The 24,257-nt window shown below is 64.4% G+C and carries 23 protein-coding genes and 1 tRNA gene; 5 read left to right on the top strand and 19 right to left on the bottom strand.

What is annotated here, in order from left to right:
• Position 1: 1 nt before the first annotated feature.
• The 9 genes from EJ078_RS12060 to EJ078_RS12020 form a co-directional block, all read right to left on the bottom strand.
• Positions 2 to 1,453: a DUF1800 family protein gene (locus tag EJ078_RS12060; protein WP_128294371.1), complete on the bottom strand. Its 1,452-nt coding sequence runs from the start codon at positions 1,451 to 1,453 to the stop codon at positions 2 to 4.
• Between the two features lie 100 nt (positions 1,454 to 1,553).
• On the bottom strand, positions 1,554 to 1,838 hold the full coding sequence (locus EJ078_RS12055; protein WP_067003691.1) for a hypothetical protein: 285 nt from the start codon (positions 1,836 to 1,838) through the stop codon (positions 1,554 to 1,556).
• A gap of 109 nt (positions 1,839 to 1,947) precedes the next feature.
• Entirely contained in the window at positions 1,948 to 2,394 is a 447-nt protein-coding gene (locus EJ078_RS12050) for a periplasmic heavy metal sensor (protein ID WP_067003693.1), read from the bottom strand.
• Positions 2,391 to 2,840: a hypothetical protein gene (locus EJ078_RS12045; protein WP_127215787.1), complete on the bottom strand. Its 450-nt coding sequence runs from the start codon at positions 2,838 to 2,840 to the stop codon at positions 2,391 to 2,393. The genes EJ078_RS12050 and EJ078_RS12045 overlap by 4 nt, the downstream gene beginning before the upstream one ends.
• A gap of 59 nt (positions 2,841 to 2,899) precedes the next feature.
• Positions 2,900 to 3,433, bottom strand: a complete 534-nt coding sequence (locus EJ078_RS12040) for an RNA polymerase sigma factor (protein WP_095824254.1) — start codon at positions 3,431 to 3,433, stop codon at positions 2,900 to 2,902.
• 45 nt (positions 3,434 to 3,478) lie between these two features.
• A complete protein-coding gene (locus EJ078_RS12035) occupies positions 3,479 to 3,628 on the bottom strand; it encodes a hypothetical protein (RefSeq protein WP_208721534.1) in 150 nt (49 codons plus the stop codon).
• A 376-nt stretch (positions 3,629 to 4,004) separates the two neighbouring features.
• Positions 4,005 to 4,190: a DUF2158 domain-containing protein gene (locus EJ078_RS12030; protein WP_208721532.1), complete on the bottom strand. Its 186-nt coding sequence runs from the start codon at positions 4,188 to 4,190 to the stop codon at positions 4,005 to 4,007.
• A gap of 127 nt (positions 4,191 to 4,317) precedes the next feature.
• A complete protein-coding gene (locus tag EJ078_RS12025) occupies positions 4,318 to 6,150 on the bottom strand; it encodes an adenylate/guanylate cyclase domain-containing protein (RefSeq protein WP_245457076.1) in 1,833 nt (610 codons plus the stop codon).
• 388 nt (positions 6,151 to 6,538) lie between these two features.
• Positions 6,539 to 6,614 (bottom strand) — tRNA-Thr (locus EJ078_RS12020).
• Between the two features lie 346 nt (positions 6,615 to 6,960).
• Here EJ078_RS12020 and EJ078_RS12015 point away from each other — a divergent pair.
• A complete protein-coding gene (locus EJ078_RS12015; RefSeq protein WP_127215785.1) occupies positions 6,961 to 8,163 on the top strand; it encodes a hypothetical protein in 1,203 nt (400 codons plus the stop codon).
• 104 nt (positions 8,164 to 8,267) lie between these two features.
• Here EJ078_RS12015 and EJ078_RS12010 read toward each other — a convergent pair whose 3' ends face one another.
• Together EJ078_RS12010 and EJ078_RS12005 are read right to left on the bottom strand one after the other, a co-directional pair.
• A complete protein-coding gene (locus EJ078_RS12010; protein WP_127215788.1) occupies positions 8,268 to 9,869 on the bottom strand; it encodes a cisplatin damage response ATP-dependent DNA ligase in 1,602 nt (533 codons plus the stop codon).
• A gap of 236 nt (positions 9,870 to 10,105) precedes the next feature.
• Positions 10,106 to 11,116 carry a ligase-associated DNA damage response exonuclease gene (locus tag EJ078_RS12005; protein WP_095799479.1) on the bottom strand — a complete coding sequence of 337 codons (1,011 nt, stop codon included), beginning with the start codon at positions 11,114 to 11,116 and terminating at the stop codon, positions 10,106 to 10,108.
• 108 nt (positions 11,117 to 11,224) lie between these two features.
• Between EJ078_RS12005 and EJ078_RS12000 the strand changes: the two genes are divergently transcribed.
• Together EJ078_RS12000 and EJ078_RS11995 are read left to right on the top strand one after the other, a co-directional pair.
• Positions 11,225 to 12,142, top strand: a complete 918-nt coding sequence (locus tag EJ078_RS12000; RefSeq protein WP_127215784.1) for a methyltransferase domain-containing protein — start codon at positions 11,225 to 11,227, stop codon at positions 12,140 to 12,142.
• Positions 12,143 to 12,217: 75 nt separating this feature from the next.
• On the top strand, positions 12,218 to 12,601 hold the full coding sequence (locus EJ078_RS11995; RefSeq protein WP_127215783.1) for a hypothetical protein: 384 nt from the start codon (positions 12,218 to 12,220) through the stop codon (positions 12,599 to 12,601).
• Here EJ078_RS11995 and EJ078_RS11990 read toward each other — a convergent pair.
• The 8 genes from EJ078_RS11990 to EJ078_RS11955 all read right to left on the bottom strand — a co-directional run bounded on the left by EJ078_RS11990 (position 12,595) and on the right by EJ078_RS11955 (position 22,316).
• Positions 12,595 to 13,536 carry a glyoxylate/hydroxypyruvate reductase A gene (locus EJ078_RS11990; protein ID WP_067324464.1) on the bottom strand — a complete coding sequence of 314 codons (942 nt, stop codon included), beginning with the start codon at positions 13,534 to 13,536 and terminating at the stop codon, positions 12,595 to 12,597. The two genes, EJ078_RS11995 and EJ078_RS11990, sit on opposite strands and share 7 nt — an antisense overlap.
• Positions 13,537 to 13,565: 29 nt before the next feature.
• Positions 13,566 to 15,194: an ABC transporter ATP-binding protein gene (locus tag EJ078_RS11985; protein ID WP_067324466.1), complete on the bottom strand. Its 1,629-nt coding sequence runs from the start codon at positions 15,192 to 15,194 to the stop codon at positions 13,566 to 13,568.
• Positions 15,191 to 16,330, bottom strand: coding sequence for an ABC transporter permease (locus EJ078_RS11980; protein ID WP_066996224.1), 1,140 nt, complete (start codon positions 16,328 to 16,330; stop codon positions 15,191 to 15,193). The genes EJ078_RS11985 and EJ078_RS11980 overlap by 4 nt, the downstream gene beginning before the upstream one ends.
• Positions 16,330 to 17,424 (bottom strand): microcin C ABC transporter permease YejB, encoded by a 1,095-nt coding sequence (locus EJ078_RS11975; protein ID WP_066996227.1) that lies wholly within the window; start codon positions 17,422 to 17,424, stop codon positions 16,330 to 16,332. The genes EJ078_RS11980 and EJ078_RS11975 overlap by 1 nt, the downstream gene beginning before the upstream one ends.
• On the bottom strand, positions 17,424 to 17,717 hold the full coding sequence (locus EJ078_RS11970) for a hypothetical protein (RefSeq protein WP_189413688.1): 294 nt from the start codon (positions 17,715 to 17,717) through the stop codon (positions 17,424 to 17,426). The genes EJ078_RS11975 and EJ078_RS11970 overlap by 1 nt, the downstream gene beginning before the upstream one ends.
• Positions 17,704 to 19,581 (bottom strand): extracellular solute-binding protein, encoded by a 1,878-nt coding sequence (locus tag EJ078_RS11965; protein ID WP_067324472.1) that lies wholly within the window; start codon positions 19,579 to 19,581, stop codon positions 17,704 to 17,706. Before EJ078_RS11965 ends, EJ078_RS11970 begins: the two co-directional genes overlap by 14 nt.
• The gene (locus EJ078_RS11960; RefSeq protein WP_127847047.1) at positions 19,581 to 21,458 is read right to left on the bottom strand and encodes an extracellular solute-binding protein; all 1,878 of its coding nucleotides are present in this window, start codon (positions 21,456 to 21,458) and stop codon (positions 19,581 to 19,583) included. The genes EJ078_RS11965 and EJ078_RS11960 overlap by 1 nt, the downstream gene beginning before the upstream one ends.
• 156 nt (positions 21,459 to 21,614) lie before the next feature.
• A complete protein-coding gene (locus EJ078_RS11955) occupies positions 21,615 to 22,316 on the bottom strand; it encodes a cytochrome c family protein (protein WP_127215525.1) in 702 nt (233 codons plus the stop codon).
• Between the two features lie 192 nt (positions 22,317 to 22,508).
• On the opposite strand from EJ078_RS11955, the gene EJ078_RS11950 reads away from it, so the two are divergent.
• The gene (locus tag EJ078_RS11950; protein WP_127215526.1) at positions 22,509 to 23,237 is read left to right on the top strand and encodes a 3-deoxy-manno-octulosonate cytidylyltransferase; all 729 of its coding nucleotides are present in this window, start codon (positions 22,509 to 22,511) and stop codon (positions 23,235 to 23,237) included.
• Between the two features lie 26 nt (positions 23,238 to 23,263).
• Positions 23,264 to 24,127, top strand: a complete 864-nt coding sequence (locus EJ078_RS11945) for a prephenate dehydratase (protein WP_127215527.1) — start codon at positions 23,264 to 23,266, stop codon at positions 24,125 to 24,127.
• The last annotated feature ends 130 nt before the right edge of the window (positions 24,128 to 24,257 follow it).

Here is a 24,257-nt window from a genome sequence, read left to right as displayed (position 1 = left end):
TTCACCGGCGTTGGAATTCCGGCGCCATCAGCAGCAGCGCCAGGCCTTGCTGTCTGGACTCGGCGCGCGCGATCGCTTGGCGCGTCTCGGCCGAGGCGGAGGCGCCGATTACGGCGGAAAGCATGTCATCGGGATTGCCGATGTCGCTCGCCTGACGAGCCGCTTGCCAGGCGATGTCGAGGCGCGTCTTGAGGCCTTCGGCGGACGCCCAGCTATCCGTCCGGTCGGAAAAGCCGTTCGGCCCGGGCGGTTGCCAGAGCGGCTCGCCCAGCGCCCTTAGCCAGCGCAGCGTTCGTTGCGGCTCTTTCCCGGTGGTGGAGCCGATCGCCCGCCGGACCGCTACGGCATAGTCCAACGGCGAGCGCAATTTTGTCAGCGGCAGCGACCAGGCTTCAGGCAGATCGACCAGTGCAAGCGCGAGCGCGCGCAGGTCGCCGTCCGTCTTGGTGAAGATCTCGGCAAGGCGGTCGACTACAGCCGCCGGCGGATCGTCGGCAATGAAATGGCGGGCAAGCTTGGTAGCGATGTGGCGCGCGGTCGCCGGCTGGCGGGCGATGTCGTTGAGCGCGGCCTCGGCCTGGACCATGCCGCCGGCCGGGTAGGTCTTGCCGAGCAGCACCGCCTCGCCAGGCTGATGCGCATCGGGGTCGAACACAAATGTGCCGGGCTCTCCGAGGCGGCCCTTCCGCCCGGCCATCGTCCAGCCGGTGAGCGCTCCCGCGAAACTCGTGACATCCGCCTGGCTATAGCCGCCGTCGACGCCCAGTGTGTGCAATTCCAGGATCTCGCGGGCGAGGTTCTCGTTGAGGCCGCGGCCGCGCCTTTTTCCGGCGCGCGAATCCGGTCCGGCCGATTGTCGGTTGTCGAGGTAGAACAGCATCGCCGGGTGATGCTCGACGGCCAGCAGCATGTCGGCGAAGCGGCCGAGCACGAAGGGGCGGACAGCCTCGCGCTCGAAAGCGCCGGCGCAGGCCCGCACGAGTTGGCCCTTGGCGGTCGAGACGCAGAAATGGTTCGACCAGAAACCGACCAGTCTTTCGACAAAGCCCGGTGCGGCACCGAGCGCCTTGTCGAAACGGGCTTGCGCTTCATCCCGATAGATATCGGCCTCGACCGGCGGCACGCCTGACTTGCGTTTTGCCTCGGCTGAGCCGTCCGAAGTGTCTGCCGCAGGCTGCATGGCGGGCGCTGGCTTCTCCCGCGCTGCCTTGCGCTCCGCGGCGGCGGCCATGCTGGCCTGGATCCCGGCGGTGCTGTCCAACAAGCCGGCATTTTTTGAATCGTCGGCCGAGACAAGCGCGACATCCAACAGCTCGAGCTCGGCCTTCAGATAACCGCGCGCATCGGCCGCAATCTTGCCGAGATCGTCACCAGGTTTCGCGCCAAGCCCGAAGCGGTTGAGCGCGACCAAGGCTGGATCGGGCGGAACGGCATTTGGAACGGATAGAGCCAACACAGCCTCCGTCGCGGACCGACGCAGGTCGCGTCGGCGGTATCTCCACGGTCGAAAAGCCTTATGATGCCGGAGTCGACATGATGAGGCCGGCAGGGGCTTACCAGCGGCGCCAGTAACGATCGCCGTGCCACGGACGCCAGGCCGGGCCGATATAGACGCTTGGGCCACCCCAGTAGTAATAGCCCGGATAGATCACGCGGCGGTTGGGCACGCAGCGACCCCACCGGTTGGGGTGCCAGCCGGGGCCGCAGCCCCAGGCCACATGCTCGACAATCGCAGGCGCCGCAGGCGCCGCAAGCGGCATTGCCGAGGCTGCACTTGCCGCGGCAGTCCCGCCGATGGCAAGCGCAGCCGCAACAGAATATTTCGTCAGACCATTCATGGGATACTCCGAAGTTTCTCGAGGTTGAACCGGCCACGTCGCGTTCGCGTGGCGGCAGGCGTGTCCCTCTTTTTCTTTGAACGGAGACGGCCGGCGCTTTCCGTCGCTCTTATGGCGTATTTTTTGCCGGGATGGGCCGCTGCCTGCCGACATGGCGCAATAGGGCGTCGGCCAGCAGCTTACGGTCATCTAGCGGGCTCGACGCGGCGAATTCGACGATGCGCTGTTCCAGCCGGCTGCGGATGGTGGCGTCGGCATTGCGCGCCCGCTCCAGGGCCGCGGCCAGAGCGTTGGCGTCGAGCGTCGGCTGCTGCAAGAGGTTGGCCGCCTCACGCCGCGCCTGCTGTCCGTCGAGGATGACTGCGCGCGACTCGCGCCGAACCTCGCGCAACGCCTGGCGGAATACCTTGCGGTCGCTGGCGGGAAGCTGACCGCCGGCCGATTCCAGCGAATAGCCGCCTCCGGAACGGCCGATCAGCCAGCCTGCACCGCCGGCGACGGCACCGATCAGGAAGACGTTCAGCACCAGCGATGCCGCGAAAAGACGAGCGCTCATAGATCCTCCGTGTCGGCGTCGGGACCGGCATCGCCGAACGACGTTGCGTTGGCATCCATCGCATAATGGTCGGACGTGGCATCTGGCGTGACGACGCTGACCAGCGCCAGCCCGACCACGGCGCCGGCAAGGCCGACGCCGGCAAGCCCAAAGCCCAGCCACCAAAACCGGCGGCGGCGCCCCTGGCTGAGCTGCGTGGTGGCCCGTGCGACAATCTCGCCATGCAGCGTCCGGCTTGGGGCCTCGACGAGATGGCGGTCGAGAACGGCATCGAGCCTGCCGGCGGTCGCTAAGATGGCGCGACCCTCCTCGCTCTCCGCAAACAGCGTGGCGGCAGCCTGCTCGGCCCGCGGCCAGCGATGCAGGGCGCTGCCATAGGCGTCCGCAAGTGCGGTGAAGCGTTGGGCACTCATCGGCCCGTCAGCGGCCTTTCTTTCGTCAGCCATCTGGTTTCCCCTTCCACGGGTTTGACGTGGCCACCCGAGTCCCAATCGCCGCCAGTTGCTCAGTCATCGCCATCTCCGATGAGCATGGCCTGCAACGAGCGCCGGCCCCGCGCGAGCAGGCTTTCCAGCGCATCGACGCTGACCTGCATGGCGCCGGCGGCCTCGATGTTGGACATCTCCTGATAATAGACGAGCACGATCGCCTCGCGCTGGCGCGGCGCGATGCGCAGCAGCGCCTGCTGGACGCGCCGGCCTTCATCTCCGGCGTCGGGAAGCGGTGCCTCATCCGCCGCCTCCGGCAGTTCGTCCGTCACCCATTCGCGGCGCCGCCGCAGCCGGTCGTAGCAGAGATTGAGCGCCACCCGGTGGACCCAGGTGTCGAAACGCGCATGACCCTGGCGCCAGCCCGAGGCATGACGCCAGATGCGCACGAAGGTCTCCTGGGCGACGTCCTCGGCCTCGGCGGCATCGCCGAGCATGCGGGTGGCGAGCGAAAGCAGGCGCGGCAGCTTGCGCGCCACCATCGCCTGCACGGCGGCTTGATCGCCGGAACCGATGCGCCGTACCAGTTCCTCGTCCGGATCGGCGCCCATCAAGCGGGGCGCTCCCAATGATCATCGTGCTGCATGACCTCTCGGTCATTGCTCCTGATTGGGAGCGGTTTTGTGGCCCGGCCGTTCCTCGGCGCTCACCACGCCGTCGCCGTTCTTGTCGAGCCTGGCGAAGCGCTTGGCCAAGAAGGCGTCGAGCTCGGATTTGTCGACGAAGCCGTCCTTGTTGGCGTCCATCCGCGCGAAGGATTTGGCAGGATCGCCCTTGGCCTTGCGCTGGGTCTGGAACGCCGTCTCTGGCGACGACCTTGCCGCGGTCCGGCATGAAGCTTCCGGCGGTGACTCCAGGAGCCGGCGGAGGCGGACGCGATGGCGCGGCGCGCCGGCGGTGGCAGGCGTCGCTGTCTGGGCGGCCGCGGCGGCGGCCTGCAGGCCAAGGCAACGACAATATCGAACGGCGGATCATGCTCTCGTCTCCGGTTGCGCATGCCATTGGCGGCACGCTCAGCCGTTAACGCGGCAACAGGGAAATCCGTCGGTCGTTCTGACGAGACAATTAGCAAGAGTCCGGCAAGAAGCCGGGCCGGAGCCGATCGGAACGAGGGTGAGCGAACTATTTCCGTTCGTCGACCACCATCAGCTGATCCGGCTTGAAGCCGGCATGTTGCGGGGTCCACACGTCGCCATCACGATTGAACCAGTGGCACAGATACGTGCCCGAGGCAGCGCCATCACTCACCGTCATCTCCGGGCCTCCGGATTTTAGCCTGACGACGTCACCGGTCTTGAAAGTGGGCATTTTGGCCTCCTTGCTAGAGACCGGGAGTTTCCCACCAACAGCGATTCTCGACAATGCCCGAGATGCGCGGCAAAGCCGCCTGGCCGCAGGCGGCGCGCAGGAGAGGGCATCGTTGCAGCCGCGGCGATCACTCCGGCACGCCGGCGATGCCCAGCGCCTCGACGTAGCGCTCGGCGAACACCTTGTCCAGCCACGGGTTGATCTGTCTCTGCAGGGTGAGCGTGAAGGTCGGGAACGCCTCCATCAGGCGGCGCGCCGCGGCCTGCGCCTCGTCCAGCCGGTTGAGCTTGACCAGCGCCATGATCACCACGCGGTGCGAGGAGCCGTAGTTCGGCATCTCGTGCAGCGCGCGTTCTCCCCATGCCAGCGCTTCCTCGTAGCGCTCGAGCATCAGATAGCTCATCCCGATGCCGGAGAGCGCGATGCCTTTCTCGGGGTCGACCGGACTCAGCCGCATCGCCCTGTGAAAGTGCTCGATCGCCACGAGCGGGCGGCTGGAATGCGCGTTCACCCAGCCGCTGCCGGTATGGCCCTGCGCCGAATTGGGGTTGAGCAGCAGGGACCGTTCGATCGTGCCCAGCGCCATCTCGTATTCCTTCGCGCTGTAGGCGATCACCTGCGCCGCGAAGCGCAGGCTCGTGGGGTCGTCGCGCGCTTCCGCCAGCACCTCGCGCGCCATACGCGCGGCGACTCGCACATCGTCGGGTTCGTGCCAGCACTGGCTCACGGATAGGCTGCGGATATAGGCGCCGAGTGCCTTCGCCAAGGTGAAGCCCGGGTCGATGCTGAGCGCCTCGTTGGTGAGTCGGCGTACATCGGCAAAGCCTTCGCGCGTCATGCTGTAGAAGCGCGGCAGTGCGCGAAGATAGAGGTCGTAGGCGCTGATGTAGTCGGTCGGCTTCATGCGCGCCTGCTTGATCTCCTCCAGCCGGATGCTCGGCTCGACAGCACCGACGACGCTCTCGGTCACCTTGTCCTGCAAGTCGAAGATGTCGCTCACGTCGCCTTCGAAGCGGCCGGTCCAGACATGGTGACCGCTGATCGCGTCTACCAACTGCCCGCTGATGCGCACGCGAGATCCGGCTCTGCGGATGCTGCCTTCGAGCACGTAGCGGACGCCCAGCTCGCGCCCGACCTGGCGCAGGTCGACCGCCCGGCCCTTGTAGGTGAAGGACGAGTTGCGGGCGATCACGAAGAAGGAGTTCACCCGGCTCAATCCCGTGATGATGTCCTCGACCAGCCCGTCGGCGAAGTATTCCTGGTCAGGGTCGCCGCTCATGTTGGTGAAAGGCAAAACCGCGATCGAGGGCTTCTCGGGCAGGGGAGGCGGTACAGCCACCGAGGCGCTGGCGTCGGTCTCGACGCGGTAGGCGCGCACGGGCCGCTCGATGTTCTTGAGGCGCAGGTTGCCGAGCGGGGTGAAGCCGCAGTCGAGCTTGCCCTGAAGGTGGTCGTAGGCGGTGCCCGAGACGACCACGGTCCCGGGATCGGCGGCGCTTTCGAGGCGGGCGGCGATGTTGACCCCGTCGCCGTAGAGGTCGCCGTCCTCCTCGCAGACCACGTCGCCGAGATTGACGCCGATGCGCAAGCGAATCCGCTCTTCCTCCGGCGTTTCCGCCTCGTGTTCCGCCACAGCCTGCTGGATCGCCACCGCCGATGTCACCGCATTGACGACGCTCGCGAATTCGCAGAGCATGCCGTCGCCGGTGAGCTTGACGATGCGCCCCTGATTCTCGGAAACCAGCGGTTCGAGGAGGTCCTTGCGGTAGGCCTTCAGCCGCTCGAGCGTGCCGCGTTCGTCGCGCTCCGTCAGGCGCGAATAGCCAACCACGTCGCAAGCCAGGATCGCTGCGAGGTGGCGCTGCGTGGTCATGGCACGGCTCAGCCAGGCGCCTGCACGCGCGCCGTCCCCCGTCCATGTCCTGCCGGCTTCCATGCGCCTCACCTGCACGGTATCCATCTTTCCCAATCTCCACCCGTCGCTGGAACGGAGAGCAACCTGACCTTGCCCTCACGAGATTCCGCTATCCAGCTTGCGAAACCTGGAGCGTTCAGTCGCGCTACAGTCAACCAACGACCCGCCCACGCAGCCTCTGGGGACGCTGACGCCACTTCCAGAAGGCCGGGGATGTTGCCTGGCTTGTGTAACCGGTTGACGCCACCGTGGCGGCGCTTTTGTATCGGCATCACACCGAACACTCACGCTTGGAGGTGCTGAGGTCGGCAAGCGGCGAAATGCTGCCGTACGACGCCGCAGCGTTTCGGCTCAGGGCGATCTTGGGTGGGTTTATGGGCGAACCCAAATCCACCCGACAGGCTGGTATTGGAATTACACGCTTTTAGGAAACTGGTGCCGCTTGCGTGACTCGAACACGCGACCCCATCATTACGAATGATGTGCTCTACCAACTGAGCTAAAGCGGCCCGGGAAGCCGCTGGGCTTCCAAGATGCGCCGGTTGATAGACTCAACCGCCAGCTAATTCAAGATGGCTGGCGGCGAAATCCTGCGCTCATGCGCGGCAATTCCGTCGCTTGCCGCTGCGCGACAGCCTTAAGCCCCGCGCCAGCACGGCTTGCGGGCTCGCCGGCGGGAGGCTCCGATTTCGTTGCAGGCCGATCCGGCGGCGGCGACAAAAATGTTGATTCTTCAACAAAAAACGCCGAAATGGGCATTGGATGCGTCGGCAAGGCAGCCGCCCGCCCGTTGATTGACTGGTCGCCTGCGGCTAACGATCGATAACTGTGAGCGAACGCGCAGAGGGAGCTCGCTTGGACGCCATCGAGAAAGCGATCCGCAACGCCTTCGAGAAAGGCAATCCCGAGGACCGGGCGTTTCGCGAGAAGGTCTATCGCTCGGCCTTTGCCGCGCTCGATCGCGTGCTGCAGGCCAACCCCAACGTGACGGTGGAAGCCGCCATCAACCGCCGCAAGGCGGTGCAGGCCAAGATCACCGAGATCGAATCCGAATTCCTGCCGGCTGTCCAGGCCGTTCCTGACGTGACGCTTCCGCTGGACAGCGGTCCATTCGTCGGCAACGCCGCGCCGGGGCCGGCGGTCGACACGCCGAGCCAGTCTCCCGCGCCGCCGGTGGATGCCCCGCGGGGCCCCGACCAGGCGGCACCGTCGCCGTCGATCACCGTCGACGGTCCGGTGCAGCCCGACACATCGGATGCGCCGCGCTCGCGCGTGCTGCCCCGCGTGCCCGACATCATGCCGGACGAGGCGCTTCCGAACGCGCCGACGCTAGATGACTCCCCCGGAGCGTCCATCGGCAACGGCGCCGAAGTGGCGCCGGATCGCGATGAACGGCGTATCCGTGGCCGGCGCCTGCCGCTCACCGCCATCTTTGTCGCGGCGACCCTGCTGGCGGCTGCCGGCATCGGCCTCTATTTCGCCAAGCAGACCGGCGTCTTCAAGACGGCGGCTGAACTCAACACCGGTCCGCCAGAGCCGACCCCGACGCTGGAAGACGAAGACTCCTCGCAGCCAGCCGACACCGGTTCGCCGCAGAAGCCCGGCGAGGCGGATCAGTCGAAGAACTGGATCAACGTCTTCTCGCCCAGCGATCCGACCCATGTCAGCACACCGTCCGACGCCGCCGCAGATGTGATGAAGGACGACACCGGCCAGTTCCTGCGCGTCCGCTCGGGCACATCCGGCTCGGCCATCGCCTTCGATGTCGGCCAGGGCGTGCTGGAAAAGCTCGCCGGCAAGCATGCCATGTTCGATATCATCGCCCGCTCGGAAGAAGGCAAGGAGACGCAGATCTCGGTCGACTGCAATTTCGGCGAGCTCGGCGATTGCGGCCGCAAGCGCTATGCCGTCGGCCACGAGCGCAACGAATACCTGTTCGACGTGCAGTTCCCGAACAAGCACCCGGGTGCGGCCGGCACCATCGCCGTCAATTCCGATTTCGACAAGCAGGGCAAGTCCGTCGACATCTACGAGATCCGCGTATCGATCGCGGAGTGACCTCGGCATCGGCAGCGAGGGGCTATCTCCAGGGATGCGACCGACCTCCCCTTGATGGGAAGGTCGGCGCGAAGCGCCGGTTGGGGTGAAGCGTCGGCAGATTTCTAGCTGTCGAGCAACGCCTGCAGCGTCTCGATCCGGTCGGCCTCGGCGGAGGGCTTGTCCCAGCGCAGCCGTGAGATGCGCGGAAAGCGCATCGCGACGCCAGATTTATGGCGCGTCGAGCGGTTGAGCCCTTCGAAGGCCACTTCCAGCACCAGCCCATTCTTGCGATCGGCGCGCACCGAGCGCACCGGCCCGAACCGCTCGATCGTATGGTCGCGCACATATTTGTCGATTTGCCGCAGCTCCTCGTCGGTGAAGCCGAAATAGGCCTTGCCGACCGGCACCAGCTCTTCCGATCCCTCCGGGCCTGACCAGACCCCGAAAGTGTAGTCGGAATAGAAGCTCGAGCGCTTGCCGTGGCCGCGCTGCGCATACATCAGCACCGCGTCGATCGTGTGCGGATCGCGCTTCCACTTGAACCAGGGGCCTTTCGGCCGGCCGGCAAGATAGGGCGAATCCCAGCGCTTCAGCATCACCCCTTCGATGATCGGATGCGGCGGCGCCTGGCGCAGCCGCTCCAGCGTCTCCCAATCCGAAAATTCGACCAGCGGCGAAAGGTCGAAGCGGCTGGGATCGAGCGTCTGGACGAAGGCTCCGAGCCGGGTGCGGCGCTCGGCGAAGGGGAGGCTGCGCAAATCCTCGCCGTTGATTTGCAGCGCGTCGTAGCAGCGCATGAAGGCCGGATATTGCTGCTGGATTTTTGGCGAGACGCTCTTGCGGTTCAGCCGCTGCTGCAGGTCGGAGAAGGTTCCGGTCGCCTCGCGCGGGTCGCCGACCAGCAATTCGCCGTCGAGCGCCGCCTCGAAATCCATCGTCGCGGCGAGGTCCGGGAAGGCGCCGGAAACATCGTCGCCGGTGCGCGAATACAGCCGGCGGATGCCGCCCTCGCACACCGCCTGGACGCGGATGCCGTCCCATTTCCACTCCGCCGCATAATCGGCCGGTTCGAGCTTTTCCAAATCGCCGTCGTCGACCGCGTTGGACAGCATCACCGGCCGGAACAATGCGAGCGCGGCGATTCTCGGTTTTTCCGCCCGGCCTTCCAGCCACGCAAAGAGCGCCGTGTAGGGAGGCGTCAGCCCGTGCCAGAGCTCCTCGATCTCGACGACATCGACTTGGCCGAGATCGGCCAACGCCTGCTTGGCAAGCCGCGCCGACACGCCGATGCGCAACCCGCCGGTAACCAGCTTGATGATGGCGAAGCGCGCAGAGATGCTGGCGCTGTCGAGAAGCCTGGCGAGCACCTGCGGCCCGTCCGAGCGGCTCGCCGCCTGGAGCTTGCCGACCACTTCGGCGAGCGTCGGCGCGTGGTTCGGCATGTGGCCGGCCGGCTGCGGCCAGACCAGCGACACCGTCTCGGCGAGGTCGCCGACATAATCGTAGGAATAGCCGAACAGCACGGGGTCCATGCGCTCGACCACCAGCGCGCGCAGCATCGCCGGCTTCACCGCCGCGATCGACAGATCGCCGGTGATCGCCGCCAGCGCCAGCCCGCGGTCGGGATCCTCGACGCTGCGGAAATAGTCGGTGAGCAGCGTCAGCTTGCCGTTGCGCGAAGGCGTCAGCACCAGCCGGTCGAGGAGCTCGGCGAAGCGGTTCATCGTTGGTTGCGCCATGCCAATCGCGAGAGCAGGCGCAAGGCGCCCCCTCTGTCCTGCCGGCCATCTCCCCCTCAAGGGGGGAAATCAGATGCCGCGCCGGCTTTCGCCAATCTCTCGCGTCGCGGGAGATGCGTCGGCCCTGAAACTGCCAATCTCCCCCTTTGAGGGGGAGATGTCCGGCAGGACAGAGGGGGCGCCGTAGAACTCGGCGGCGGCGATTGGCGAACACTGTTCCATCAATCGCCCTCGTCCTCATACCCAACAAGATGCAGCGGCCGCGCCGCGATGCCCTCCAGCTCGCACCAGCGCACCAGCGCTTCCTCGCGGCCATGCGTCACCCAGATCTCCTCGGCGCCCGTTTCCTTGATCGTGGCGATGAGCTCGTCCCAGTCGGCATGGTCGGAAATGATCAGCGGCAGCTCGACGCCGCCCTGCTTGGCGCGCTGACGGATGCGCATCCAACCTGAAGCGAAGCAGGCGATCGGGTCGGGGAAGCGCCGCGCCCAGCGGTCGGCGAAGGCGGCCGGCGGCCCGACGACTATGGCGCCTTCGAAATCGGCCTTGCCACCGCTTTCCACCGTCGCTGGTTCGAGTTGCCCCAGATCGATGCCCTGGCTCTGGTAATATTCGCTGAGCTTGGCGAGCGCGCCGTGGATATAGATCGGCCTGTCATAGCCGGCCTCGCGCAGCAGCCGCATGACGCGCTGCGCCTTGCCGAGCGCATAGGCGCCGATCAGGTGCGAACGCTCGGGAAATTGCATCGCCGATTTGAGCAGGCGCGCGATCTCCTCATGGTCCGGCGGGTGCCGGAACACCGGCAGTCCGAAGGTCGCCTCGGTGATGAAGACATCGCAAGGCACCGGCTCGAACGGCAGGCAGGTAGCGTCTTTCTGGCGCTTGTAGTCGCCGGAGGCGACGATGCGCAGGCCCTGATGCTCGACGACGATCTGCGCCGAACCCAGCACATGTCCGGCCGGATGGAAAGTGACGGAGACGCCGTTGATATCGATCGTCTCGCCGACAGTTGCTGCCTGCGTGGTTTCGGCGAAATCCTCGCCATAGCGCAGGCCCATGATGTCGAGCGTTTGCTGTGTGGCAAGCACCGAGCGGTGGCCTGAGCGCGCATGATCGGAATGGCCGTGCGTGATCAGTGCGCGGCTGACCGGCCGCACCGGATCGATGAAGAAATCGCCTGGCGGACAGTAGAGCCCTTCGGGTCGTGGCTTGAGCAGGTCGCTGGCGCGCATGGCCTTGAACATAGTGGCTAAATTCGACGCGGGAAGCCTGTTGCAACAGACTGCTGACTCGTCCTACAGCCGGCCGCCGGTTCGCACACCGGCGGGATCAATGGAACCATGAAACCACTTCAGGCCTCGTCCGGCGATTTGAACGCCGACCGTCGCGCCGACTTTGCCGAGATGCTGCTGGCCTCCGGCGAGCCTGCGCAGGCGGCGGAGCTTTTGCTTGGCGCGCTGGAGCTGGCGCCGCAATGGACGGCGGGCTGGTTCCGGCTCGGCGAGATGCAGGAGGCCGCACATTTTCCCGACCAGGCAGCCCACGCATGGGCGATGGCCATGAAGCTCGATCCCGCAGACCGGCTGGGTTCCGCGCTCAAGCTGCAACTGATCGGTCATGCGCCGGTGGCAGCGGCTCCGCCCAGCGCTTTCGTCGAGACCCTGTTCGATCACTATGCCGACAGTTTCGAGCAATCGCTGGTCGGGAAACTCCGCTATCGGATGCCCGAGTTTCTCGAGCGCGCCATTCGCGCGGCGAGCCCGAGCCGGTTCCGGCTGGCGCTCGACCTCGGCTGCGGCACCGGCCTGATGGGCGAAAGGCTGCGCCCGATCGTCGACCGGCTGGAAGGCTATGACATTTCGAGCAGCATGTTGCGGAAGGCGCGCGCCAAAGGCATCTACGACCGGCTTTCCAAGTCCGATCTCCAGCATTTTTCTCGACCCGACGCGAAAGCCGACCTCGTGGTCGCCGCCGACGTGTTCATCTATGTCGGGGCGCTCGAACGCATTGTTAGAGCAATTGCCGACAGTCTGGTCGATGAAGGGCTCTGTGTGTTCTCGGTCGAGACACTTGCCGGTGGCGATGACTTTGCATTGCTGCCCTCGCGGCGCTACGCGCATTCCGAGGCTTATGTGCGGCACGTTCTCGCCGACAGCGGGTTTGCGATCCTGTCGCTGGAAAGCACGACCATCCGGCATGACCGCGGCGAGCCAGTAGGAGGCCTTGCGGTGATAGCCCGTCGCAGGCCGGCGGAATGAGGGCGACGGCTGCTCGCGAAAAAGCCCGAATCGCGTGTCGGCTTAAGGCGTGGCGATACGGCACGGAGAATTACCATGCGTTGGACCATGGCTGTGTTGGCATCTTGCCTGATGACGGCCGGCTGCGTAGGTGGCACTTCGATGGCGGAGCGCCAGGACGAAAACGTCCAATCCTCGCTGCAATATGACAGCGTGCCCTGCGAACAGCTGCTAGCCAATCGCAACGCGCTGGCGCAGCAATACAATCTGCCGGTCACCGCAAAACCGGCTTTCTCCAATCCGGCGATGGGTTTTGGCCCGTTCACGCCGGACATGCGCTCCAGGGCGCAGCGCGACAGCGACAAGGCGAGCGGCGAGATCGACGCAATGAACCGCTCGATCGAACGGCGCGATTGCGGCAAGCCGAAGAAGAAGGACAAGTTCGCGCTGCCGGGCTCGAAGCCGGCGTCTGCTCAGTAACCCGCTTCGCGATCGACGACGTTTTCGAGCTTTTCGCCGCGCTCGAAGGCGGCCATCTGCCGAAGCATGATCGGCACCAGATGGGCCGGGTCCGAGGTCGCCGCCGCATGCGGCGTCACGAACACTTTCGGATGGCTCCACAACGGGCTCGTCTTCGGCAGCGGCTCGACCTCGAACACGTCGAGGCTCGCTTCCTTCAGCGTGCCGTCGTCCAGCGCGCGCAGGATGTCGGCATCCTTCTGCAGCCGCCCGCGCCCGGCGTTGATCAGCACCGAGCCGCCGAGGCCGTTGCGTTTGCGCAATTCCTTCAGAACGGCGTAATTGACGATGCCTTGCGTGCGCGGCGTCAGCGGCAACAGCACCACCAGGATGTCGGTGGCGTTGAGGAAGGGGATCAGCCCGCCTTCGCCGGAATAAGTCGACACGCCCTGCATCGGGTGCTCGGTGCGCGACCAGCCGTTCACGGCGAAGCCTAGCGCCAAAAGCACCGATGCCGCGGCGCGGCCAAGGTTGCCGAGACCCATGATGCCGACCGAGATGTCGCCGGCCGGGCGTTGCGGCGGCTCGTGCCAGGTCTTCTTCTGCTGTTGCGCTCGGTAGAGCATGCCCTGGCGATGGTGGTCGAGCACGCGCCAGACGACATACTCGGTCATGTATTGCGTGAGATTGTCGGCAACGACCCGGACGATCGGCACCTCGGGCAGGCCGGGGTCGGCGAAGATATGGTCGACGCCTGCGCCGATCGAGAAGATGGCGCGCAAATTGGGCAGCGACGACAACAGATTCGGTTTCTGCTTCCACACCACTGCATAAGCGATCGAGGGATCGCTCGGACCATCGGGCTCCAGCACCACCTCGCGCTCGGCCGCGAGCAGTTCGCGCCAGCGCTGCGGGTGAAAGCCGGTGAGGGCAAGCAGAACTTTGCCTTTTTCCATTCGCGCAGTGTCTTTCCTGTATTTCCAGCCTACTCGCTGACGACCCCGGTCGGTGCCGTTTCGATCCGGAACGCGGCCGAGATCAGCGCCCTCGTATAGTCGGTTTGTGGGCGGTCGAAAATCTGTTCGGACGGCCCGGCTTCGACGATCTGACCATTGCGCATGACGATCACGTCATTGGCAAGGGCGCGGATGACCTTCAGGTCGTGGCTGATGAAGAGATAGGCGAGGTTGTGCCTGGCCTGCAGGTTGCGCAAGAGATCGACGACTTGCGCCTGCACGCTCATGTCGAGCGCCGAAGTCGGCTCGTCGAGCATGACGAAGCGCGGGTTGAGCACCATGGCGCGTGCGATGGCGACGCGCTGGCGCTGGCCGCCCGAGAATTCATGCGGATAGCGGTGACGCGTCTCCGGGTCGAGACCGACTTCCTTCAACACCTCGACGACCTTGTCGTCGCGCTCATCGGGCGAGAGTTTCGGCGCGTGGATCTTCAGCCCTTCCTCGATGATCTCCGCGACCGACATGCGCGGGCTCAAGGATCCGAACGGGTCCTGGAAGACGATCTGCAGCTCGCGCCGCAGCGGCCGCATGGCGCTGAAGGAAAGCTGGTTGATGTCGCGCCCGTTGAAGTTGATCGCGCCCGTGGACGAGATCATCCGCGCGAGCGCCAGGCCTAGCGTCGTCTTGCCGGAGCCGGATTCACCGACGACTCCGAGCGTCTGGCCGGCGCGCACTGTAACGTCGATGCCGTCCACCGCCTTCACATGGTCGACGGTGCGGCGGAAGAAGCCCCGCTTGATCGGGAACCAGACCTTGATGTCCTTGCCGGTCATCACCGCCGTGGCATCGGCATTCGCCGCCGGCGGTTTGCCCTTCGGCTCGGCGGCCAAGAGGTGCTTGGTATAGGCGTGTTGCGGGTTGGCGAAGATCTCCTTGGTCGGCCCGGTCTCGACTATTTTGCCCTTCGTCATGACGCAGACGCGGTCGGCGATCTTTCTGACGATGCCGAGGTCATGGGTGATGAATAGCATCGACATGCGCTTGCGGCTTTTCAGGCCGGCGAGCAGTTCGAGGATCTGCGCCTGCACGGTCACGTCGAGCGCCGTCGTCGGCTCGTCGGCGATCAAGAGTTCCGGCTCGTTGGCCAAGGCCATGGCGATCATGACGCGCTGGCGCTGGCCGCCGGAGAGCTGGTGCGGATAGGCATCGAGCCGCTTCTGCGGGTCGCGTATGCCGACCTCGGTGAGCAGCTCCAACGTGCGAGCGTGGGCCTGGCGATCGCCCAGCCCCTGATGCAGCTTCAGCACCTCGACGATCTGCTGCTCGATCGTGTGCAGCGGATTGAGCGAGGTCATCGGCTCCTGGAAGATCATGGTGATCTTGTTGCCGCGCACGCCGCGCAGCGTCCTTTCGTTGGCGTGGAGCAGGTCGGCGCCGTGGAACAGGATCTTTCCCGAGGGGTGGCTGGCCGACGGATAGGGCAACAGCTTCAGCACCGACAGCGCGGAGACCGATTTGCCGGATCCGGATTCGCCGACCAGCGCGACCGTCTCGCCCTTGCCGATCTCGAAGGAGACGTGGTCGACGGCGATCGATTGCGTGCCGCCTTGCGCGAAGGCGACACTCAAATCGCGGACGGAAAGCAGAGGCTCGCTCATTTGAACGTCTTGCGCGGATCGAAGGCATCGCGCGTCGCCTCGCCGATGAAGACCAGCAGCGACAGCATCAGCGAAATCACGATGAAGCCGGAGATGCCGAGCCAGGGCGCGTTGAGATTGCGCTGCGCCTGCTTCAGCAATTCGCCGAGCGAGGCCGAACCCGGCGGCAGGCCGAAGCCGAGATAGTCGAGCGAGGTCAGCGTCGAGATCGAGCCCGAGAGCAGGAACGGCAGGAAGGTCAGCGTCGCCACCATGGCGTTGGGCAGGAGATGGCGGAACATGATGGTGAGGTTGGGCACGCCAAGCGCGCGCGCCGCGTTGACATATTCGAAGTTGCGCGCGCGCAGGAACTCGGCCCGCACCACGCCGACCAGCGCCACCCAGGAGAACAGCAGCATCAGGCCGAGCAGGATGAAGAAGCCGGGCGGCAGGATGGCGGAGACGATGAGCAGCAGATAAAGCACCGGGATCGCCGACCAGATCTCGATGAAGCGTTGAAACAGAAGGTCCGTCCAGCCGCCGAAATAGCCTTGCACCGCGCCCGCCGCGACGCCGATCAGCGAGGAGCCGAGCGTCAGGATCAGCCCGAACAGCACCGAGATGCGGAAGCCGTAAAGCACGCGTGCCAGCACGTCCCGCGCCTGGTCGTCGGTGCCCAGCCAATTCCAGTTGCCGACGACGCAGTTGGGATCGGCTTCGCCCTGCGGATACTGGCTGCAGCGCGTCTTCTTGTCGTAGAGCCAGGACGGCTTGGCGGGTGCGGCTTCTGGGATGGCGTTGTTGACCGTTTGATAGGAGTAGCGGACCGGCGGCCAGATCATCCAGCCATTGGCATTGATCTCGTCCTGGATCACCGGATCGCGATAGTCCGTGACGGCATAAAAGCCGCCGAATTTCTCCTCCGGATAGGCGACCAGCACCGGAAACAGGATCTCGCCCTTGTAGGAGGCGATGATGGGCTTGTCGTTGGCGATCAATTCGGAAAACAGCGACAGCACGAACAGCAACAGGAAGATCCACAGCGACCAGTAGCCGCGCCGGTTCGCCTTGAAGTTTTGCAGCCGCCGCTGATTGAGCGGCGACAACCACGGCCGGGCGGCGCGGGCCGGCTTGGTTTCTGCCGAAGCTGCCGTCATCAGACGTCTCTCCGCTCGAAATCGATGCGCGGATCGACCCAGGTGTAGATCAGGTCAGACAGCAGGGCGACGAACAGGCCGAGCAGCGAGAAGATGTAGAGATTGGCGAAGACCACCGGATAGTCGCGGTCGATCACCGATTTGAATCCGAGCAGGCCGAGCCCGTCGAGCGAGAAGATGTTCTCGATCAGCAGCGAGCCGGTGAAGAAAGCCGAGATGAAGGCGCCAGGGAACCCTGCGATAACGATCAGCATGGCGTTGCGGAAGACATGGCCATAAAGCACTTTGCGCTCCGACAGACCCTTGGCGCGCGCCGTCACCACATATTGCTTGCGGATCTCCTCGAGGAAGGAGTTCTTTGTAAGCAGCGTCGTCGTGGCGAAGGCCGACAGCACCAGCGCGGTCAGCGGCAGCGTCATGTGCCAGAAATAGTCGATGATCTTGTCCGGCCAGGACAGCTGGTCCCAATTGTCGGAAACGATGCCGCGCAGCGGGAACCAATCCCAGAACGAGCCGCCGGCAAACAGCACCATCAAAAGGATGCCGAACAGGAAGCCCGGAATGGCGTAGCCGACGATCACCACGCCGCTCGTCCAGACATCGAAGGTCGAGCCGTCCTGCACCGCCTTGCGGATGCCGAGCGGGATCGAGATCAGGTAGGAGAGCAGCGTGATCCACAGCCCGATCGAGATCGACACCGGCATCTTTTCCAGGATCAGGTCGAGCACCGAGATGTCGCGGAAATAGCTGTCGCCGAAGTCGAATCGGGCATAGTTCCACAGCATCATGCCGAAGCGCTCGAGCGGCGGCTTGTCGAAGCCGAACTGCTTTTCGAGCTTCTTGATGAATTCGGGGTCCAACCCTTGGGCCCCGCGATATTTCGAGCCGACATCGCCGGCGACGTCGAAATTGGTGGCGCCCGCGTCGCCACCGCCGCCGCCGAGGCGATCGGTGCCGCCCTGGTTGGTGAGCTTGGCGATGACCTGCTCGACCGGGCCGCCCGGCGCGAACTGGATGACGGCGAAGGAGATCGCCATGATGCCGAACAGCGTCGGGATCATCAGAAGGATGCGGCGCAGGATATAGGCGCCCATCAGATGTTGCCCTCCTTGGGGAAGACCACTGTATCTGGAGGCGTCCCCGAGGCAATCGCTTCAGACCAATTGTCGGCGTCGGCGCCGCCGCTCATCGTCCTGCCGGACATTTCTCCCCGTAAAGTGACGGGGAGAAAGGGGCTGGCCGCAATCTCGGCACGTTCGCCACGCCGCTTGTGATTGGCGAAACCAAAGACGAAGGTTTCCCTCTCCCCGTGACTATACGGGGAGAGGATGCCGGCAGGCAGGTGAGGGGCGGCACCGACGCCCGCAAGAAATTCACCCTTTGCCAATTTTCGCCGCCTTGCCCTTGTCGACCCACCACAGCGCTTCGACCGGAAAGCCGAAATCGGGCTTCTGCTCGGGAAAGCCGAACATGTCCCAATAGGCGCTTCGGTGATTCGCCAGATACCAACTTGGAATCCAATCGCGCCGAGCGCGCAAGGCCCGATCGAGCGCCCGCATGGCGACGGTGAGGCTCTCACGGTCCTTGGCCGCGCCGACGGCGTCGATCAGCGCGTCTATAGCCGGACTCGCTATGCCCGGCAGGTTCCGAGAGCCTGAGACCGACGCGCTTCGCGAATGGAAGAAGGTCTCGAGGTCATCACGGGTCGGGGTTGCGCTAAAGGAGAAGGCGGCGGAGATCATGTCGTAGTCGAATGTGTTCTGTCGCAATTGATACTGCGCGGCATCGACCAGCCGGATTGAGGCATCGATGCCGACAGCCTTCATATTGTCGACCCAGGGCGAGTAAATCTGCACGAACGCGTCGTCGTCGACGAGGATTTCGGCTGATAGCCGTCCGCCCTTGTCGTTCACGACAAACGCGCCGGATCGCTTCCAGCCTGCCTCGGCGAGAAGCTTCGCCGCCTTGCCCAGCAATTGGCGGTCGCGGCCTGAGCCGTTCGATACAGCCTGGGTCACGGCTTCGCCGAAAGTCTCGGGCGGAATCTGATCCCGCAGCGGCTCCAGCAAAGTCAGTTCCTGCGGCGACGGCACGCCTTCGGCGCGAAAATCCGATTTCTCGAAGCAAGACTGCGAGCGCTCATATGAGCCGTAGAAGAAATTGCGTCGGGTCCATTCGAAGTCGAAGCAGAGTGCGATCGCCTGCCGAACGCGGGAGTCCCGGAACTGTTCCCGCCTTTGATTGACGGCGGTGGCCTGCATGGAAGGCACCTTTTCCGCCGGGAATTCGTGCTTCACCACCTTGCCGGCCGTGACAGCCGGAAAATCGTAACCCGTGGCCCAGACACGCGAAACGGATTCTTCCCTGTAGAGGATCTCGCCCTTCTTGAACGCTTCGAACGCGGCGTTGCGGTTCTGGTAGGATTCGATGCGAATGCGCTGGAAATTGTTCTGGCCGCGATTGACCGGAAGATCGTTGCCCCAATAGTCGGCCACCCGCTCATATTCGATCCAGGCCCCGGCCGACCAGCGGCCGATCTTGTAGGCGCTTGAACCCAACGGAGGATTCATCTGCGAGGAATCGAACGGATTGGCCGTATAGAAGGCTTTCGACAGGATCGGCATCTGGACGACGTTGAGAATCGTGCGGGAGGCCTGCTTGCCTGAGAATTTGAGTTCAAGCGTGTGGGCGTCCACCGCTACGGCGTCCTCCAGATGCGTCAGCGACAGCGAATAGTCTGGGTGCCCCTTGTCCTTCAGCAGCTTGAAGGTGAAGGCGGCATCCTCGGCCGTCAGCGGCGTGCCGTCGTGGAAACGGGCCTGCGGGCGCAGCGAGAAGGTGAAGCCGTTGCGGTCGTCGGAAATCGTGACCCCGTCGGCGATCAGCCCATAGACGGCGTCGGGCTCGTCAAGCGCCCGCACCATCAGCGCATCGAAGCACATTTCCGTGCGCTGCGGCGCATCGCCCTTGGGGACGAATGAATTCAGGGTGCTGAAGGTCAGCGGGGTCTGGTTCGCGACCCAGTTGAAAGGCTGGAAATTGAAGGTGCCGCCTTGCGGCGCATCGACATTGACATAATCGAAATGCGCGAAGTCAGGCTTGTATTTCAAATCGCCGAACGCCGACAGCCCATGCAATTTGACACCGGTCGGGGTCTGAGCGAAAGCCCGACCCGGCAGCAGCACTGCGGCAGTCGCCGCCGCGCCGAGCGCCAGGAAGTCGCGACGAGGAAGCAATGTCTGCCGCCTCATCAGTTGCCCCTGTATTTGGCGGTCAATGCCTTTTCCTTCGCCGTATCGATCCACCAGGAGTCGATATCGGCGCCACGGTAGCTGGGCTGCTTTTCGGGCATGCCGAACTTGTTCCAGTAGGCAAGCCAGACCACCGCCCGGTAGTATTGCGGCACGGTATAGTAGTTCCACAACAGCACGCGATCGAGCGCATGAGTGGCGGCGACGAGATCGTCGCGGTCGGTGGCGAAGATGACGCGGTCCACCAGCGCGTCGACGACCGGGTCCTTGATGCCGGAGTAATTGCGCGAGCCGGGTGAATCGGCGGACTTCGAACTCCAGAAATCGCGCTGTTCGTTGCCGGGCGAATCCGACTGCTGCAGCACGTTGGTGATGACGTCGTAGTCGAAATTGTTGACGCGGTTGACGTACTGGCTGGGGTCGATGATGCGCAGCGTCGCATCGACGCCGATCTTGCGCAGATTGGCGATATAGTTGCCGGAGAGGATCTGATCCGTGTCGGACGTGCCGAGGATCTCGAATTTGAATGGCGCGCCGCTCTTGGCGTTCATCATCTTGCCGCCCTTGATCACCCAGCCGGCCTGGGCGAAGAGGTCGACAGCCTGCTTCAGATATTTCCGCTCCGCTTGCGGTGAGTCGTAGACCGGCAGCTTGAATTCCTGGGTGAACAGTTCAGGCGGCAGCTTGTCGCGATACTTCTCGAGGATTTCGAGTTCCTTGCCTTGCGGTAATCCGCTCGACGCGAGTTCCGTACCTTGGAAATAGCTTTGGGTGCGCGTGTTGGAATTGAAGAACAGCGTTCGGTTCATCGTCTCGAAGTCATAGGGATAGGTTAGCGCCTCGCGGACCCGGCGATCCTGGAACAGCGGCCGGCGCTGGTTCAGCATGAAGGCTTGCATCGGCTCCGGCGAAGTGGTCTTGAATTCCTTTTTGATCACGTCGCCGGCCTTCACCGCCGGAAAGTTGTAAGCCGTCGCCCACCGCCGCGAGCTGTTTTCGGCCTTGATGTCGTCTAGCCCGCCCTTGGTAAAGGCCTGCCACGCAGCATTCTCGTCCAGTATGTAGGTGAAGCGCTGAGTGTCGAAGTTCTCCCGGCCGATCTTCACCGGCAGCTTGGCGCCCCAGTAATCAGCCACGCGCTGCCAGACGATCTCGGAACCCGGCTTGAAGCTGGCGATCTTGTAGGCGGCTGATCCCAGCGGCGGCTCGAGAGTCGGCCTGGTGATGTCGCGCTTCTTGCCGCTGGCATCGGTGCCCTCCCACCAGTGCTTCGGCAGGACGACCAGATCGCCGATAATCTTGGGCAGCTCGCGGTTGCCCTTCTGGTTGAAATGAAACTCGACCTCGCGGTCGGAAATCGCCACCGCGTCGGTAACGTTCTCGAAATAGCGGTTGTATTGGGGGGCGTTGGCCTTCAGCACCTGGAACGACCAGACCACATCGTCGACGGTGATCGGCTGGCCGTCATGCCATTTCGCTCGCCGCTCGAGCCGGTAGGTCGCAGAGGAATAGTCGGGCGGGTATTTATAGGCCTCGGCAACCAGCGGGTGGCTGACGCTGCCCTCGTCGGTCGCCTGGTCCATCAGCGTGTCGTAGAGCAGGCCGCCGCCGAACCCGGCGAGCCCCGCGGCCGGCGACCCCGGCACGATATAGGGATTGAAGCTGTCGAAAGTGCCGACAACGACGGAGTCGTGGGCGCCACCCTTGGGAGCGTCCGGATTGACATAGTCGTAGCGTTGGAAATTTTCGCCGTATTTGGACGGGCCGGTCAGCGAGGACGTGGTGTGCCACTCATCAGCGAGGCTGGCCTGCAGGCTGGCGGCGAAGGCGATCGCCAGCATCGATGCGAAAAACGTCCGGGAGCGGCCGACCGTCATGCGTTCTCCTCGTCGCAACAGTACCCACCGGCAATCTAGATCATTTGACGCCGGTGAAAACCGCAAGCGCCGGCTTTTGTCTCAGCATATGCGGCTTTCCGAACAAAAAAGCCGGGACGAACCCGGCTTTTCCAAGGTGTCTTTATGACGAAATGTTTATTGCGCGGGCGCGACCGGCTTGGCCGGGGCGGCACCTTCGGCCGGCTTTGCCGGAGCCGCACCTTCGGCCGGCTTGGCGGGTGCCGTACCTGCGGCCGGCTTCGCCGCGGCGGCGCCTTCGGCGGGCTTGGCTTCCGCCGAAGCGCCCGGCTGCGGCAGCGGCTTCGGATTGTCCGACAGCGTGCGCAGATAGGCGATCACGTTGGCGCGGTCCTCATCCTTCGGCAGGCCGGCAAAGCCCATCGCCGTGCCCTTCACGAACTTCTTCGGCGCGTTGATGAAGTGGTTGAGGTTGTCGTAGGTCCACTTCTCGGCGCCGCCCTTGGAGAAATCCTTCATGCCGGCCGAATAGGCGAAGCCCTCATGCTCGGCGACGGGGCGATCGATGATGTCCCAGAGGTCCGGACCGACCTTGTTGGGGCCGCCCTTTTCGCCGGAATGGCAGGCCTGGCACTTCTTGAAAATAGCGGCGCCCGTCTCGGCATTGGCGGTTGCGAGCAGGTCCGCGATCGGCTTGGCTTCAGCCGCGGGCGCGGCAGCGCCGCCGCCTTCGGTCGGCTCGGCCGCCTCGATGGCGAAGCCCGGCTTCTCGGGCGCGGGGGAGGCAAACAGCCCGTCGGAAACGATACCCACGGAAAAGACGACGAAACAGGTTCCGAGGAATCCGGCGAGCAGCTTGTTGACTTCGTTGGAATCCATACGCCCCTTGCTCCCTTTTCCGGCGGACCGTCCCGTCCACTCCGTCCGTCGGTATAGCGAAGGCCCCAACGGGCCCGTTAAATCGCGCGGAAACTAGGTCTTTTGCTTCGTCGTTGCAACACCTATAAGGGCGCTTCCAGTGAGACGTTTTGCCACTTTTCCATCCGCTTCCCCGGCTGTCCTAAAAGTCCCATGTCGACATTGATCCTGATCCCCGCCCGCATGGCCTCGACGCGCCTGCCGGGCAAGCCGCTGGCCGACATCGCCGGCGCGCCGATGATCGTCCATGTCGCCCGCCGCGGCGCCGAGGCCGGGCTCGGCCGTGTGGTGGTGGCGACCGACACCGAAGCGGTCGCCTCGGCGGTAAGGGATCACGGTTTCGAGGCGGTGATGACGCGCGCGGACCACGATTCGGGATCCGACCGCATCTTCGAGGCCCTCACCCTGCTGGACCCCGAGAAAAAGATCGAAACCATCGTCAACGTCCAGGGCGATCTGCCGACCATCGATCCTGAGATCATCGGCGCATCGCTGCGGCCCTTCGCCGACCCGTCGGTCGACATAGCCACGCTCGGCGTCGAGATTGTGCGCGACGAGGAAAGGACCAATCCGAACGTGGTCAAGATCGTCGGCTCGCCGCTCTCGGCGACAAGGCTGAAGGCGCTCTATTTCACGCGCGCCACGGCGCCGTGGGGGGAGGGCCCGCTCTATCACCACATCGGCCTCTATGCCTACCGCCGGACAGCGCTGGAACGCTTCGTGGCGCTGAAGCCGTCGCCGCTCGAACGCCGTGAGCGGCTGGAGCAGCTGCGGGCGCTGGAAGCCGGCATGCGCATCGATGCCGAGATCGTCCGGTCGCTGCCGCTCGGCGTCGACACGCCCGACGATCTCGAGCGCGCCAGGCAAATTCTTTCAAACTGAGACATCCGTAAGCGAGACCTTGGCGCATGCCTGAAAAGACCAACAGAATATCCTTCCAGGGCGAGCCGGGCGCCAATTCCGATACCGCTTGCCGCAACATGTTCCCCTCGATGGAGCCGTTGCCCTGTCCCACCTTCGAAGACGCCTTCAACGCGGTCGAGACCGGCAAGGCCGAGCTCGCCATGATCCCGATCGAGAACACGATTGCCGGGCGCGTCGCCGACATCCATCATCTTTTGCCGGAATCGCGCCTGCACATCGTCGGCGAGTATTTCCTGCCCATCCATTTCCAGCTGATGGTGCTGCCGGGCGTGAAACGCGAAGAGATCAGAAGCGTGCACAGCCATATCCATGCCCTTGGCCAATGCCGCAAATACATCCGCAAGAATGGCTGGAAGCAGGTTGTCGCCGGCGACACGGCGGGATCGGCCAAGATGGTCTCCGAGGTCAAGGACCGCACGATGGCGGCACTTGCGCCTGCGCTTGCCGCCGAGCTCTACGGCCTCGACATCATCGAGAAGAATGTCGAGGACACCGACTCGAACGTCACCCGCTTCGTCGTGCTGACCAAGAACAAGCAATGGGCCGAGCGCCCCTCGCTGGAAGCCAAGATGATGACCACCTTCATCTTCCGCGTCCGCAACGTGCCGGCCGCGCTCTACAAGGCCATGGGCGGCTTCGCCACCAACGGCATCAACATGACCAAGCTCGAGAGCTACCAGCTCGGCGCTTTCACAGCGACGCTGTTTTATGCCGACATCGAGGGCCACCCCGATGATCCGCTGGTCAAGCTGGCGCTCGACGAATTGCGCTTCTTCTCGCGCGAAATGCGCATTCTCGGCGTCTATCCGGCAAGCGCGTCGCGCGAGCAGTGGAAGGTCGCCGATTAGGTGGTTCCTAGGACCTTCGAGATTGGCAAAGGCCTTGATGCTTCGTCATCCACGGGCGAAGCAAGGAGCGAAGCGACGCGGCGCAGACCCGAGGATCCATGCCCGGACTTCAACGCGTTAGGACGGTCCA

Source organism: Mesorhizobium sp. M1A.F.Ca.IN.022.06.1.1, assembly GCF_003952605.1.
Taxonomy (GTDB): domain Bacteria; phylum Pseudomonadota; class Alphaproteobacteria; order Rhizobiales; family Rhizobiaceae; genus Mesorhizobium.
The sequence above is the reverse complement of the archived record's forward strand: the minus strand, read 5'-3'. Positions and strand labels throughout refer to the sequence as shown.

Bases quoted from the DNA above. Each gene is read 5' to 3' on its own strand.
- EJ078_RS12055 (WP_067003691.1), bottom strand. From the start codon at position 1,838: ATGAATGGTCTGACGAAATATTCTGTTGCGGCTGCGCTTGCCATCGGC.
- EJ078_RS12050 (WP_067003693.1), bottom strand. From the start codon at position 2,394: ATGAGCGCTCGTCTTTTCGCGGCATCGCTGGTGCTGAACGTCTTCCTG.
- EJ078_RS12045 (WP_127215787.1), bottom strand. From the start codon at position 2,840: ATGGCTGACGAAAGAAAGGCCGCTGACGGGCCGATGAGTGCCCAACGC.
- EJ078_RS12040 (WP_095824254.1), bottom strand. From the start codon at position 3,433: ATGGGCGCCGATCCGGACGAGGAACTGGTACGGCGCATCGGTTCCGGC.
- EJ078_RS12035 (WP_208721534.1), bottom strand. From the start codon at position 3,628: ATGGACGCCAACAAGGACGGCTTCGTCGACAAATCCGAGCTCGACGCC.
- EJ078_RS12030 (WP_208721532.1), bottom strand. From the start codon at position 4,190: ATGCCCACTTTCAAGACCGGTGACGTCGTCAGGCTAAAATCCGGAGGC.
- EJ078_RS12025 (WP_245457076.1), bottom strand. From the start codon at position 6,150: ATGGATACCGTGCAGGTGAGGCGCATGGAAGCCGGCAGGACATGGACG.
- EJ078_RS12010 (WP_127215788.1), bottom strand. From the start codon at position 9,869: ATGAACCGCTTCGCCGAGCTCCTCGACCGGCTGGTGCTGACGCCTTCG.
- EJ078_RS12005 (WP_095799479.1), bottom strand. From the start codon at position 11,116: ATGCGCGCCAGCGACCTGCTCAAGCCACGACCCGAAGGGCTCTACTGT.
- EJ078_RS12000 (WP_127215784.1), top strand. From the start codon at position 11,225: ATGAAACCACTTCAGGCCTCGTCCGGCGATTTGAACGCCGACCGTCGC.
- EJ078_RS11995 (WP_127215783.1), top strand. From the start codon at position 12,218: ATGCGTTGGACCATGGCTGTGTTGGCATCTTGCCTGATGACGGCCGGC.
- EJ078_RS11990 (WP_067324464.1), bottom strand. From the start codon at position 13,536: ATGGAAAAAGGCAAAGTTCTGCTTGCCCTCACCGGCTTTCACCCGCAG.
- EJ078_RS11985 (WP_067324466.1), bottom strand. From the start codon at position 15,194: ATGAGCGAGCCTCTGCTTTCCGTCCGCGATTTGAGTGTCGCCTTCGCG.
- EJ078_RS11980 (WP_066996224.1), bottom strand. From the start codon at position 16,330: ATGACGGCAGCTTCGGCAGAAACCAAGCCGGCCCGCGCCGCCCGGCCG.
- EJ078_RS11975 (WP_066996227.1), bottom strand. From the start codon at position 17,424: ATGGGCGCCTATATCCTGCGCCGCATCCTTCTGATGATCCCGACGCTG.
- EJ078_RS11965 (WP_067324472.1), bottom strand. From the start codon at position 19,581: ATGAGGCGGCAGACATTGCTTCCTCGTCGCGACTTCCTGGCGCTCGGC.
- EJ078_RS11960 (WP_127847047.1), bottom strand. From the start codon at position 21,458: ATGACGGTCGGCCGCTCCCGGACGTTTTTCGCATCGATGCTGGCGATC.
- EJ078_RS11955 (WP_127215525.1), bottom strand. From the start codon at position 22,316: ATGGATTCCAACGAAGTCAACAAGCTGCTCGCCGGATTCCTCGGAACC.
- EJ078_RS11950 (WP_127215526.1), top strand. From the start codon at position 22,509: ATGTCGACATTGATCCTGATCCCCGCCCGCATGGCCTCGACGCGCCTG.
- EJ078_RS11945 (WP_127215527.1), top strand. From the start codon at position 23,264: ATGCCTGAAAAGACCAACAGAATATCCTTCCAGGGCGAGCCGGGCGCC.